The organism is Parafrankia sp. EAN1pec, from assembly GCF_000018005.1.
GTDB lineage: Bacteria > Actinomycetota > Actinomycetes > Frankiales > Frankiaceae > Parafrankia > Parafrankia soli.
On the sequence record NC_009921.1, the window covers coordinates 7,754,522 to 7,767,007 of the forward strand.

Genomic DNA, 12,486 nt, shown 5'->3' on the forward strand with positions numbered 1-12,486 from the left:
GTCATCCGTGGGCACGGTCAGCTCTCGCCGGCGCGGGACCGCTCCAGGTACGCCTTCGACCGCCCCACCTGGGTCTCGAGCGCGGCGACGGTCGTCGCCATGCTCTCGACCGCCTTCACCTTGTACGTGTCGATGGCGTCCATCGTCGCGAAGACGTTGTCGAACGCCTTCTGCAGCGTCTCGACGTCCACCGTGCTGGACGACGCCTGTTCCTGGATGCGGCCGGACTGCTGGCGCAGCAGCTCGCTCGTCGACATGATCATGCTGTTCGTCGTGGCGTTCAGCGCGTTGATCTGGTCGAGCACAAGCTTCTGGTTCGCCAGGGCCTGCGCGACGATCACCGCGGTGCGCAGCGCGGCGACCGTGGTCGTCTGCGCCCGGTCGACGCCCTTGATCAGCTCGATGTTGTTCTTGCGGACGAGGTCGAGGGCCAGGTAGCCCTGCACGCTCACCGCCAGCTGGGTGAGCAGGTCCTGCTGGCGCTGGCGGATGGGGAACAGCGCGTCGGAGGTGAGCCCGTCGGCGGTCGCCGGGTCGGTGGCCCGCATGTGGTCGATCTTCGTCGAGACGGCTCCGTCGAGGGCCTTCGCGAGGGTCGCGTACTCGGTGAGCTTGCCCATCGCCGCCCACAGGTTCGCCTTCTCCTGCTCGATGGCGGCGTTGTCCTTGCGCAGCTCGTCCTGGCCCGAGTCGAGCGCCCTGATGATGGCGTCGAGCTGCTTCTGCGCCGACTGGTAGCGCTGGAAGTACCGGGAGATCCGGTTGCCGAACGGGACCACGCCGAGCAGCCGGCGGGTGCCCTTGAGGTCGGCCCCGGCCGGGTCGAGATCCGTCACCGTCTGGCGCAGCTCGACGAGGGTGTGGGCCACCCGGGCCTGGGCGTCGCCGCCGCTGCCGGAGCCGCGGGTGCCGCGCAGCGCCGCCGCGGGTCGCTCGAGCATCCGGCTGGACACCCGGGCGCTCGCGACGATCTCGCGTTCGCCCATGCGCACGATGTCGTTGATCTTGTCCTGGAACGCCGGACTGCGCGGGTCCTGCGCGGCGAGGTCGTCGGCGAAGGCCGCGGCCCGCGTGCGCAGCTGCGCCCGCGTCTTCTCGTCGAGCGGGACCATGCTGTCCACCTGGTCGTCCGCGACGACCGGCACCGGAGCCGGTGGGGCGAGCTCGAGCACCCCACCGGTGGTGCCGGCGGCGGCCACGCCGACGGATGAGGGCGGTGGCCCGCCCAGGTCCAGCGAATCCGACATGGCGTCCCCTTCCGGCACCCGCGCCCGGCGGGTGCACATGCCGGAGGAAGTCTCTGCCCCCACCGACCCTACGCGACATGCCCTGTCGATCATCCGACTACGCGGGCTCTTCTCCGCGCCTTCCCGACACCTCCCGGCCCGCGCCTAGCCCGGGAACGCCGGGCGGGTCGGGGGCTTGTCCCGGCCGCCGCGGGCCGCGGCGAGCACCCTGGCGGCCGCGACCTCCTCGGTGACTTCGAAGAGGTCGACGCTGACGAGCTGGCCCAGCAGACCCGGCCGGGGGCAGTCCTCGATCCGGAACGCCAGAAGCTTGCGCAGCCGCCCGTCGGGATCGTCCGCCCAGGCCGCCTGCCATTCCGCCGCGCCGAACCGCGAGTCGAGATACGCCGACGACAGGACGGCGACGGTGCGCTCCGCCGCACCCGCCGCGCGGTGCATCTCCTCGACGAACCGGCTCCCCGGGCCGAAGTCCCACACCTGCAGCAGCGTCGAGTAACCGTTCTCCTCCAGCACCCAGGCGATCCACTCCGCCCAGCGGCGGTCAGCCCGCGTGTAGGAGACGAAGAAGGCCACGCCTGCCGGACCGCCCGAGGCCTCGCGGCCCGCCACGCCCCCCGTGCCCACGTTCATGGTCCACAGTTTCCCATCCCGAAGCGGTGACCGGCGGTGCCGGCGTTCGGCTAGCGTCCGATCATGACGATCGACGGCACGTCGCCGCGGTTCGCCGTCGGCCTGCCCAATGTCGGCGTCTTCGCCGACCCGGCTCTGCTCACCGAGCTGGCCGGCCGGGCCGAGCAGGCCGGGTGGGACGGCGTGTTCGTATGGGATCACGTCCTGTACCACCACGACTGGCCGGTCGTGGATCCGACCGTGGCCGCCGCCGCGATCGCCGCGACGACCACGCGGATCCGGCTCGGAATCCTGATGACCGCGGTTCCCCGGCGCCGGGTCGGCAAGCTCGCCCGCGAGATCGCCTCCCTGGACGTCCTCTCCGGCGGCCGGGTGGTCTTCGGGGCCGGCCTGGGCTCGATGCCGTCCGAGTACAGCGCGTTCGGGGAGCCCGCCGACCCGCGGCTGCGGGCGGCCAGGCTGGACGAGTCACTTGCGGCGCTCGCCGCGCTGTGGAGCGGCGAGTCGGTGACCGCCCACGGCGAGCACGTCGTCGTGGACGGCGTGTCGATGGCGCCGACCCCCGTGCAGCGCCCGCGGCCACCGGTGTGGTGCGCGGGCCGGTGGCCGCTGCGCGCGCCGTTCCGCCGCGCCGCCCGGTGGGACGGCGTGATGCCCGTCCACGCCGACTACGGCCGCCCGGCCACCATGCCCGCGCCGATGCTCGCCGACATCGTCCGGTACGTGCACGCCCTGCGCGTGTCCGCGGGGACGCACGGACACCCGTTCGACATCGTCCTCGAGGGGGCGACCGACGCGGATGCGCCCGACCGCGGCGCCGCGGTCGTCCGGCCCTATGCCGATGCCGGGCTGACCTGGTGGGTCGAGGCTCTCGGCTGGTGGCGCGGCGGTCCCGACGACGCCCGCGCCCGCATCGACGCCGGGCCGCCGATCGTCACCGAGGCGGACACGGACGCCTGACCGCGCGGTCGGGGAAGGCCCGCCGGGCCGGGTGGTGGGGTCACGACGGGGCGTGTGTCAGGGCCGCGGCGGGGCGGGATCTCAGGCGATCTCAGCCGAACGGAGGCGCGATGCCGTCGATCCAGCGGTCGTAGTCGGTCAGCTTGGCCAGCATCGCGTCCGGCCCCTGCTCCGAGTCGACGATGAGGAACCGCTCCTCGTCGATCGCCCGTATGAGCAGGTCGGCCTGCGCGTCCGGTGTCGGCGCGGAGCGGAGCACCGGATGGTCGGCGGGCAGGCCGTTCGCGAGGAGCATCGGTGTCAGCATCGCGCCGGGGCAGAAACAGGAGACCTTGATGCCGCGCGGGCGGTACGCGGCCGCCAGCCACTCGGAGAGCGCGAGCGCCGCGTGTTTCGTCACCGAGTACGCCGCCTTCTCCGCCTGCGTCGACAGCGCGACGACCGACGCCGTCTGCAGCAGATACCCGTCGCCCCGTTCGAGCATCGCCGGCAGAACCTCGCGGACCGCGTACACGTGTGACATCACGTGCAGCTGCCAGGACGAATCCCACAGGGGGTTCGCCTGGACGTCGCCGGGCTGGCGGGGGCCGGCGGCCCCGGCGTTGCTGAACCAGACGTCGATCTCGCCGTAGGCGCGGCGAGCGAGGTCGGCGACGGCGCGGACGTTGTCCTCGACCGTGATGTCGGCCGCCAGGCCGACACCGCCGATCGCGCTCGACACCCGCTCGACGCCGGCGGGGTCGACGTCCGTCACGACGACCTTCGCGCCCTCGGCGGTGAACCGGCGCGCGCAGGCCTCGCCGAGACCACCCCCCGAGCCGGTGATCACGACGACCCTGCCGGCGAGTTTCACAGCGCGGTTCCCCTCACGAGTCTCTCAGCGCGGTCAGGACTGTGTCGGTGAGTTCGGGGCGGCAGATGAGGAGGTCGGGGAGGTAGGGGTTGGGTTCGTTGTAGCGCAGGGGCGAGCCGTCGAGGCGGGAGACGTGCAGCCCGGCGGCGGCGGCGACGGCGACGGGTGCGCAGGAGTCCCACTCGTACTGGCCGCCGGAGTGGGCGTAGACGTCGACGTCGCCGCGGACGACGGCCATCGCCTTGGCGCCGGCGGAGCCCATGGGTACCAGGGTCGCGTCGAGCTGGGTGAGGAGGTGGTTGACGCAGGCGGGTGGACGGGTGCGGGAGACCGCGAGCCGGATCGGCCCGCCTACTGGTGCGGGGAGGACCGGTGGTGTGCCGGTGTGCAGGACGAGGCCGGCCGCGGGGAGCGCGACCGCTCCGGCGATGGGCGTCCCGCCGCTGGTGAGGGCGACGTGGACGGCCCAGTCCTCCCGTGGTGGCTCGCCGTACTCGCGGGTGCCGTCGAGCGGGTCGATGATCCACACCCGGTCGTGTCCGAGGCGGATGTGGTTGTCGGTGCTCTCCTCGGAGAGGACGGCGTCGCGCGGGCGGGTCTGGGCGAGCAGGTGCAGCAGCAACTCGTTGGACTGCCGGTCACCCTCGGCGCCGCCCTGGTCGCGGATCGCGAGGAGCAGTTCGCCGGCCTCGTGGGCGAGGGCGGCGGCCAGGGTGTGGTCGTCCATCCCGGCCGCGGGAATCGTGTGCGCCCCGCCGGTGGCGCCGTCAGCCGTGGCGGGGGCGGTGTCACTGGTCATGAGCCGGTCTCCACACGGGTCGTGGTGGGGGCGGGGGCGACGGTGGACCCCGCGGCACGCGCGGGGTCCACGGCGGGCCTGGGGATCATGGCGCGTCCGGCGGGGTGAGGATGCCGTTGGTGCGCAGGTGCTCGACGACGAGGTCGGCGGAGGCCTCGGGGGTGATCGTGCCGCTGGCGTCGATGCGGAGCTCGGGGTGCTCGGGAGGCTCGTAGGGCGAGTCGATCCCGGTGAAGTTCACCAGCTGACCGGCGCGGGCCTTGGCGTAGAGCCCCTTGCGGTCCCGGGACTCGGCGACGTCCAGGGGGGTGTCGACGTGGATCTCGATGAACTCGCCGGGCTCGAGCAGGTCACGGGCGAGCTGGCGTTCCGCGCGGAACGGGGAGATGAACGAGGCGAGCACGATCACCCCGGCGTCGACCATGAGCCGGGCGACCTCGGTGACCCGGCGGATGTTCTCCACCCGGTCGGCGTCGGTGAACCCGAGGTCCTTGTTCAGCCCGTGCCGGACGTTGTCGCCGTCCAGCAGGTAGGTGTGGAAACCCTGCTCGTGCAGCCGCTTCTCGACCAGGTTCGCGATCGTGGACTTCCCCGCACCGGACAGGCCGGTGAACCACAGCACCGCCGGGCGCTGCCCCTTCGCCCGCGCCCGGGCGGTCTTGTCGACCTCGACGGCCTGCCAGTGCACGTTGTCCGCGCGGCGCAGGGCGAAGTGCAGCAACCCGGCCGCGACCGTGGCCCGGGTGAACCGGTCGATCAGGATGAACCCGCCGGTGTGCCGGTTCGTCGTGTACGGATCGAACGGGATCTGCCGGTCGACGTTGATGTTGCACACGCCGATCTCGTTCAGGTCCAGGGTGCGCGCGGCGGTGTGTTCCAGGGTGTTGACGTTGACCTTGTACTTGGGTTGGGCGATCGTGACACTGCTCGTCCGCGCCCCGATTTTCATCAGGTAGGGGCGGCCGGGCAGCATCGGCTCGTCGGCCATCCACACCAGATGGCACTCGAACTGGTCCGCGACCCCGGGCGGGTCGATCGCGGTGGCGAGCACGTCACCGCGGCTGACGTCGATCTCGTCGGCCAGGGTGAGGGTGATCGACTGGCCGGCGATCGCCTCGTCCAGGTCCCCGTCGGCGGTGACGATCCGCTCCACGGTGCTCTCCTGCCCGGAGGGCAGGGCCCGGACCCGGTCCCCGGGGCGGACCGTGCCCCCGGCGATCTGCCCGGAGAACCCGCGGAAGTCCAGGTTCGGCCGGTTCACCCACTGCACGGGCAGGCGGAACGCCCCGGTGTGCGCGTCGTCGTCGACCGCCACCGTCTCCAGATGGCCGACCAGGGTCGGCCCGCTGTACCAGGGGGTGTTCGGGCTGGATTCGGTGATGTTGTCACCGGCCAGCGCCGACAGCGGGATCGCGACGATGTCGCTCAGGCCGATCCGGGCCGCGAACTCCCGGTAGTCCGCCTCGATCCGGGTGAACACGTCCTGCGAGTAGTCGACCAGGTCGAGCTTGTTCACCGCGAGCACGATGTGCCGGATCCCCAGCAGCGACACCAGATAGCTGTGCCGGCGGGTCTGCGTCAGCACACCCTTACGCGCGTCGATGAGGATCACCGCGAGATCCGCGGTGGACGCCCCGGTCACCATGTTCCGGGTGTACTGCTCGTGCCCGGGGGTGTCCGCGACGATGAACTTCCGCCGCTCGGTGGAGAAGAACCGGTACGCCACATCGATCGTGATGCCCTGCTCACGTTCCGCGGCGAGCCCGTCGACCAGCAGCGCGAAATCCAGCCCGTCGCCCTGCGTGCCGACCTTCTTCGAGTCCGCTTCCAACGCGGCGAGATGATCGGAGAACACCAGCTTCGAGTCGTACAGCAGCCGGCCGATCAGCGTCGACTTTCCGTCGTCGACACTGCCGCAGGTGATGAACCGCAGCATGCTCTTGTGCTCGTGCAGGTTCAGGTACGCCTCGATGTCGTCCGCGACGAGGTCGCTGGCCGCGTGCGCCATCAGAAGTACCCCTCCTGCTTCTTCTTCTCCATCGACCCGGACGAGTCATGGTCGATCACCCGGCCCTGGCGTTCCGAGCTCGTCGTCAGCAACATCTCCTGGATGATCTCCGGGAGGGTTCCGGCGGTGCTTTCCACCGCGCCGGTCAGCGGGTAGCAGCCCAACGTCCGGAACCGGACACTGCGCTGCTCGGGCACCTCCCCCGGCTCCAGCCGCATCCGGTCGTCATCCACCATGATCAGAGCGCCGTCGCGTTCCACGACCGGGCGCGGCGCCGCGTAGTACAACGGCACGATCGGGATCTTCTCCCGGTGGATGTACTGCCACACGTCCAGCTCGGTCCAGTTCGACAGCGGGAACACCCGCACGCTCTGCCCCGGTGCCTTGCTCGCGTTGTACAACCGCCACAGCTCCGGACGCTGTGCCTTCGGGTCCCACCGGTGCTGCGCCGAGCGGATCGAGAACACCCGCTCCTTCGCCCGCGACTTCTCCTCGTCGCGGCGCGCACCACCGAACGCCAGGTCGAACCCGTACAGGTCCAGCGCCTGCTTCAGTCCCTCGGTCTTCCACATGTCCGTGTGCGTCGCCGAACCATGGTCGAACGGGTTGATGCCCCGTTCCACGCACTCCGGGTTCTGATAGACGAGCAGGTCGACACCGAGCTCCGCGGCGGCCTTGTCCCGGAAGTCGTACATCGCCCGGAACTTCCACGTCGTGTCCACATGCAGCAGCGGGAACGGCGGCCGCGACGGGAAGAACGCCTTCATCGCCAGGTGCAACAGCACGGTGCTGTCCTTGCCCACCGAATACAGCATCACCGGCCGTTCGCTCTCCGCCACCGCCTCCCGGAAGATCTGGATGCTCTCCGCCTCCAGGCGCTGCAGATGTGTCAGTCGGCCCATGCCAGGGCTACCCTTCTGCGTCCGTACCGGTGTGTCCGTACCGTCGACCGGCGTCATGACCGGGGCCTTTCCTCGTCGTTGCCGCCGGTGATGCCGCCGGTGATGCCGCCGCCCGCAGTGCTCCCGCCCGCAGTGCCGTTGCCCGCTACGGCCGGGGGCCGGGGCGGGCCGGCGGAGGTGAACGCGGTGCCGGGTGGGTCGAGCGCCCAGTCCGCCGGCGCTCCCCATTCCTCCTCGAACACAAGCTCGGCCATCGGGCGGCGGCGCACCGGGCCGTGCCGGCCCGCCGGCCGGCCCAGAGTGATGGTGCCGGCAACGAACGTGCCCTCGGGCACGCCGAGCAGCTCGCGCAGTTGCGCGTCGACGGCGAAGTTCCAGCCGGTGAACGCCCCGCCGTAGCCGAGCGCGCGGGCCGCCAGCAGCAGGTTCTGGCACGCCGGATACACCGACGCCCCCTCGGACGGAGTCGGGTCCCGGTAGCGCACCAGGCACGGCAGGATCAGCACGGGCACCCGCTCGAACCCGTCGACGAACTGCTGCATCGCCGCGGCCATCCGGGCCTTGGGCGAGTCCGCGACCGTCCCCGTCCCGCTGTCGTACCGGTCCACCTGGCGCTTGCCGCCCCAGGTCCGCCGCGCGGCGTCACCGATCAGCTTCTTCGCCGCCCCGGCCTTCGGGCCGTCGGTCAGCACGATGAACCGGAACGGCTGCCGGTTGGAGCCGCTGGGTGCCCTGGTGGCCGCGAAGAGCATGGCGCGCAGCGCTTCGCGGGGCACCGGCTCGTCGGTGTAACGGCGGATGGCCCGGGTCGTGGTCAGGCCCTCCAGCAGGCCCACCGTGTCCGCGGGGAGCACCGCCGCCAGCTCCCGCGCCGCGTCGGAGCTGTCAGCGCACATCGGTCCGCCGGGTCCTCACCTGGTTCGGGCGCGCCCGAACTCCGTGTGTCCGCTCTCGGTGCATCCTGCTCATCCTCCCGCCGGGCCGGCCGTCCTGCGCAACTTCTGCTTGCCTAGGAGTTGTTCCTCACGACGTGACCACCGGCAGGTTCATCCACCCTCGCGTCGTGGAGGTGTGGTCGAGCACGGAGTTGTCGCGGTCGACCTCCCAGCTGCTCCACCGCTTCAGCACCTCATCGAGCACGACCCGGCCTTCCATCCGGGCCAGCGAGGCGCCGAGGCAGAAGTGCAGGCCGTGCCCGAAGGCGAGATGCCGGTCGATCCGGCGGTGGATGTCGAAGGTGTCCGGGTCGGCGAAGTGCCGCTCGTCACGGTTCGCGGAGGCGTTGAGCAGAATCACCGCGCTCCCCTCCGGGATGGTGCCCGGGATGGTGCCGCCATGGTGCTCGACGTCGCGGGAGACCACCCGGCCCTGCACCGGAGACGGCGACTCGAACCGGAGGATCTCCTCGATCGCCTGCGGGACGTTCGAGTGGTCCGCGGCGAGCTCCCGGCACTGGTCCGGGTGCTCGCCGAGCAGCTGTCCCGTCCAGCCGATGAGCCGGCGGGTGGTCTCGTTGCCGGCACCGGCCAGCACCGAGGTGTACGTCAGGACCTCGTCGCGGGTGAGCCGGCGGGTGGTGCCGGTCTCGTCCTCGAACTCGGCCCGCAGCAGCTCGGTCATCAGGTCGTCGGAGGGATGGGTGGCCCGCCAGTCGATGTAGTCGGCGAACGGCTGCGCCGTCGACCGGGCGTCGGTCGGCGCCGGCGCCTCACCCTCGGTGAGCTGGTGCCGCCGCGTACCGGCGTCACGGATCGCCACCTGGTCGCTCTCCGGGATGCCGAGCATCATGCCGATGACCCGCATCGGAACGATCGCGCCGAGATCGGCGACGAAGTCGAAGCCGTCGGTGCCGACCAGCTCGTCGAGGATGCGGGCGCACAGCTCGCGCACCTGCGGCTCGAGCGCGGCCATCTTCCGCGGCGTGAACACCCGCGACAGCAGACCGCGGTGGATGTCGTGCAGCGGCGGGTCCTCCGCCAGGAGGTTGCCGGGCGGCAGCCTGATACCGGCTTTGATCACTTCGAGGATGAAACCCTTGCCCGAGGTGTACGTCCCGAAGTCCGTCAACGCCTTCTCGACGTCCTCGAACCGGCTCAGCGCGTAGAAGTCGTACTTCTCGTTGTAGTACAGCGGCGCGGAATCCCGCAGCCGCCGCCACACCGGGTAGGGGTTCGCGTCGATCTCGAAGTCGTACGGGTCGTAGTAGACGCTCTCGTCCTGCACTGCTTTCCTTTCGATGAGCGGTCGAGCTAGTGCGCGGTCCAGGCCGCCGCACGCGCGGTGTAGTCGGCGAACAGCGGGCGGATCCGGTCGACGTCGATACCGAACGTCGACGGGTCCGGGTGGACGTTGCGCTCGCGCTTCTCCGCGTTCTCCCGCCACCATCCCTGCATTCCGGCCTCGAACTCCGGGGTGACGGACTCGCCGAGCCAGGCGTAGAGCCCGCGGATCTCGCCGAGCGGATCACGCTGCATCGCCCGGAAGTCGATGTCGTAGAACCGGTCGTCGCCGGCCTTCTGGCGGAACGCCAGCGCCCGCTCCATGCCGACCGACCAGTGCTCGATGTTGAGCTGGCCGAGATAGCGCTCGTCGATGTCGTCGCAGTACGAACGGGCCACCGCGGCGTAGAGGTCGGCCACCGACACCATGACCTCGGCGGGATCGCGGTGCGTCATCACGAACCGGGCGTCCGGGAACACCTTGTCGAGATCGTCCAGGAAGAGCAGGTGGGTCGGGCACTTCAGCCGCCACGGCTGGGCCTCGAAGCCCCACTGCAACAGTTTCAGCGCACGCAGCTCGTACCGGTAGGTCGAGGTGAGATCGGAATTGAGAAGCCACTTCGAATAGGACGGTACGTAGGCGAACGCCTGGAAGAAGTGCGCCCGGAAGTCGAGCGCCATCAGGCTCTGGCACTCCGTCGGGCCGGTCGCGCTGGCCGGGACGAGCGCGAGCCGGCGCGGCGAGGTCCGCTTCCGTTCCGCCACGTCGGCCCGGCCGTCCTCGATCCTCTTGTCGTCACCGTGGACCGTGGACGGCGGCGGGCAGGGCGCCGTCGCCTCCCACATCCGCAGCGACCGGGCGTTCGGGTCCTCGGCCAGCAGGAACGACAGCGCCGTCGACCCGGTGCGCGGCAGGCCGAGCCCGATCAGCGGCGCGGTGATCCGCTCGTCGTCGATCTCGGGCTGGCGCCGGTACCAGTCCTCGATCTGCAGCCGCTGGCTCAACAGGCCGACGATCATTTTGCGTAACGCCGCCTGGCCGGTGCTGTTCAGCGCGGCCTCCTGCTGGAGAGCGCGGACGAGCACCTCCAGGCCCTCCAGGAACGTGTCCTCACCGAAGTCGGTAAGTCCGGTCTCGGCGCGTGCGGCGTCGAGCAGTTCGTGATGCGCTCCCACGGTTTCTCCCCTTCGGACGTGGGCCGCCACCCGCGGCGTACGTCGCGGGTGACTATGGGCCCAGGCGGCTATGCGATTGGGCGACTGGGCGACTGGGGATCTGTGCGTCGACGAACCCGCGGCTGACCGCGGGAACCCGTCCGTCAGGAGAAGTCGGAGCCGCCGTCGACGTTGACGTTCGCGCCGGTCATGTATGTGTTCCGGCGCGAGCCGACGAAGGCGATCACGGCACCGATCTCACGCGGCGCACCCGCGCGGGGAAGGTGGGCGGGATGGCCGAAATGCTCCGTGATGCCGCGCATCACGGCGTGCAGGTCCTCCGGGTCGATGCCGATGCCGCGGGCCCACATGGCCAGACCCTCGGAGGCAAAGCTTCCCGGAGACACGGTGTTGACGAGAATCTCGTCTGGAGCCAGGGTCAGCGAGAGGTTCTTGGTGATGCTGGTGACCATCGATTTCGCGGCGGTGTACGCGATCAGCGAGGCGGTCTGCCGCTTGGTCGAATGCGCGGAGATGTTGACGATGCGGCCCCACTCGGCGGCGCGCAGCAGGGGCAGCGCGGCCCGCACACACCGGACCATACCCAACACGCCGACGTCGACCGCGGCCAACCAGTCGTCGTCGGTGAGCTCCTCGAAGGGGCCCATCCGGCCGCCTTTGGGGCCGGTAGCGTTCACAAGGGAGTTCAGTTCCCCCCACCGGTCGCGGACGAGGTCGAACGCGGCGGTCACCTCGTCGGGGCGGGTGATGTCCGCGGGCAGGGCCACGGCGTCGGCGGCCCCCAGCTCCAGCAGACGGCCAATGGTCTTCTCCAGATTTGCCCGGTTCCGCGCGAGTACGGCCACCCTGGCCCCGTCCGCGGCGAAACACTCCGCCGCCGCGAGGCCCATACCCTGGGTACCGCCCTGTACCACCACCGCGGCACCGGCTAAGCCAAGATCCACCTCGGTTGCCTCCGTCCACCTCGTCCAGCCGAAAGGGTTTGGCGACAGTATGATGTCACCAATATGAGCGTCCCGGCAACACCTGAGGAGGACGGCGGCGAGACCGACCGGCCTCGGCGGCGCTACGACAGCCCGCTGCGCCGTGAGCGGGCCGTCCAGACGCGTGAACGCATCGTCGCCGCCGGCTCGGCTCTCGTCCACGGATTCCCGGTCTGGGACTGGGGCGACCTGACCTTCCGCGCGGTCGCGGAGCGGGCCGGGGTCGGCGAGCGCACCGTCTACCGGCACTTCCCCACCGAGCGCGACCTGCACAACGCGGTCATGCGCCGGCTGCAGGAGGAGGCGGGCGTCACCTACGAAGGGCTGGAGCTCGACGGTCTCCCCGACATCACCAGGCGGTCGTTCGCGACGCTGTCCTCCTACTCGGTCTCCCGGTGGAGCCACCCGGAGCCGCGCCAGCCGGCCCTCGTCGCCGAGGACAGGCTGCGCCGCGACGCGCTGCTCAACGCCGTCATCCCGCAGACCGCCGACTGGTCCGAGGCCGAGCGCCAGACCGCGGCGGCCATGCTCGACGTGCTGTGGCACGTGCCGTCCTACGAGCGCCTGGTCGGCGTGTGGGAGTTCGACGGCGACGCCGCGACGAACGCCATCAACTGGGTCATCGGCCTCGTGGTGGAGGCCATCCGCGAGGGCCGCCGCCCGAGCTCGCCGTAGCGCCGGCGCCTCCGCCGGGCGCAGGCCGCCGGGC

General features: G+C 70.9%; 12 protein-coding genes. 2 read left to right on the forward strand and 10 right to left on the reverse strand.

All coding sequences use genetic code 11. The features are described from left to right. Positions 1-17: 17 nt before the first annotated feature. Together FRANEAN1_RS31790 and FRANEAN1_RS31795 are read right to left on the reverse strand one after the other, a co-directional pair. Complete coding sequence (locus FRANEAN1_RS31790; protein WP_020463798.1) at positions 18-1,247, reverse strand: toxic anion resistance protein; 1,230 nt, start codon at positions 1,245-1,247, stop codon at positions 18-20. Positions 1,248-1,391: 144 nt separating this feature from the next. Beyond that, positions 1,392-1,877, reverse strand: coding sequence for a toll/interleukin-1 receptor domain-containing protein (locus FRANEAN1_RS31795; RefSeq protein ID WP_020463799.1), 486 nt, complete (start codon positions 1,875-1,877; stop codon positions 1,392-1,394). Positions 1,878-1,940: 63 nt separating this feature from the next. On the opposite strand from FRANEAN1_RS31795, the gene FRANEAN1_RS31800 reads away from it, so the two are divergent. Continuing rightward, a complete protein-coding gene (locus FRANEAN1_RS31800) occupies positions 1,941-2,837 on the forward strand; it encodes an LLM class flavin-dependent oxidoreductase (protein ID WP_020463800.1) in 897 nt (298 codons plus the stop codon). 91 nt (positions 2,838-2,928) lie between these two features. On the opposite strand, the gene FRANEAN1_RS31805 is transcribed toward FRANEAN1_RS31800, so the two are convergent. The 8 genes from FRANEAN1_RS31805 to FRANEAN1_RS31840 form a co-directional block, all read right to left on the reverse strand. Next, entirely contained in the window at positions 2,929-3,690 is a 762-nt protein-coding gene (locus FRANEAN1_RS31805; RefSeq protein ID WP_020463801.1) for an SDR family oxidoreductase, read from the reverse strand. Between the two features lie 13 nt (positions 3,691-3,703). Next, positions 3,704-4,417, reverse strand: a complete 714-nt coding sequence (locus tag FRANEAN1_RS31810) for a 3'(2'),5'-bisphosphate nucleotidase CysQ (protein WP_041256726.1) — start codon at positions 4,415-4,417, stop codon at positions 3,704-3,706. Positions 4,418-4,574: 157 nt separating this feature from the next. Further along, positions 4,575-6,497, reverse strand: coding sequence for a sulfate adenylyltransferase subunit CysN (gene cysN / locus FRANEAN1_RS31815; RefSeq protein ID WP_020463803.1), 1,923 nt, complete (start codon positions 6,495-6,497; stop codon positions 4,575-4,577). After that, entirely contained in the window at positions 6,497-7,399 is a 903-nt protein-coding gene (gene cysD / locus FRANEAN1_RS31820; protein ID WP_041256727.1) for a sulfate adenylyltransferase subunit CysD, read from the reverse strand. Before cysD ends, cysN begins: the two co-directional genes overlap by 1 nt. A gap of 53 nt (positions 7,400-7,452) precedes the next feature. After that, complete coding sequence (locus tag FRANEAN1_RS31825; RefSeq protein ID WP_020463805.1) at positions 7,453-8,295, reverse strand: nitroreductase family protein; 843 nt, start codon at positions 8,293-8,295, stop codon at positions 7,453-7,455. 127 nt (positions 8,296-8,422) lie between these two features. Continuing rightward, entirely contained in the window at positions 8,423-9,622 is a 1,200-nt protein-coding gene (locus FRANEAN1_RS31830; RefSeq protein WP_020463806.1) for a cytochrome P450, read from the reverse strand. Positions 9,623-9,648: 26 nt separating this feature from the next. Beyond that, positions 9,649-10,794, reverse strand: a complete 1,146-nt coding sequence (locus FRANEAN1_RS31835) for a sulfotransferase (RefSeq protein WP_020463807.1) — start codon at positions 10,792-10,794, stop codon at positions 9,649-9,651. A 143-nt stretch (positions 10,795-10,937) separates the two neighbouring features. Further along, on the reverse strand, positions 10,938-11,738 hold the full coding sequence (locus tag FRANEAN1_RS31840) for an SDR family oxidoreductase (protein WP_041255004.1): 801 nt from the start codon (positions 11,736-11,738) through the stop codon (positions 10,938-10,940). A 63-nt stretch (positions 11,739-11,801) separates the two neighbouring features. On the opposite strand from FRANEAN1_RS31840, the gene FRANEAN1_RS31845 reads away from it, so the two are divergent. Further along, on the forward strand, positions 11,802-12,452 hold the full coding sequence (locus FRANEAN1_RS31845; RefSeq protein ID WP_020463809.1) for a TetR/AcrR family transcriptional regulator: 651 nt from the start codon (positions 11,802-11,804) through the stop codon (positions 12,450-12,452). Positions 12,453-12,486 lie beyond the last annotated feature (34 nt).

Coding starts and splice junctions, on each gene's coding strand:
- FRANEAN1_RS31800 (WP_020463800.1), top strand. CDS start 1,941: ATGACGATCGACGGCACGTCGCCGCGGTTCGCCGTCGGCCTGCCCAAT.
- FRANEAN1_RS31795 (WP_020463799.1), bottom strand. CDS start 1,877: ATGAACGTGGGCACGGGGGGCGTGGCGGGCCGCGAGGCCTCGGGCGGT.
- cysD (WP_041256727.1), bottom strand. CDS start 7,399: ATGGGCCGACTGACACATCTGCAGCGCCTGGAGGCGGAGAGCATCCAG.
- FRANEAN1_RS31790 (WP_020463798.1), bottom strand. CDS start 1,247: ATGTCGGATTCGCTGGACCTGGGCGGGCCACCGCCCTCATCCGTCGGC.
- FRANEAN1_RS31810 (WP_041256726.1), bottom strand. CDS start 4,417: ATGGACGACCACACCCTGGCCGCCGCCCTCGCCCACGAGGCCGGCGAA.
- FRANEAN1_RS31845 (WP_020463809.1), top strand. CDS start 11,802: ATGAGCGTCCCGGCAACACCTGAGGAGGACGGCGGCGAGACCGACCGG.
- cysN (WP_020463803.1), bottom strand. CDS start 6,497: ATGGCGCACGCGGCCAGCGACCTCGTCGCGGACGACATCGAGGCGTAC.
- FRANEAN1_RS31825 (WP_020463805.1), bottom strand. CDS start 8,295: ATGTGCGCTGACAGCTCCGACGCGGCGCGGGAGCTGGCGGCGGTGCTC.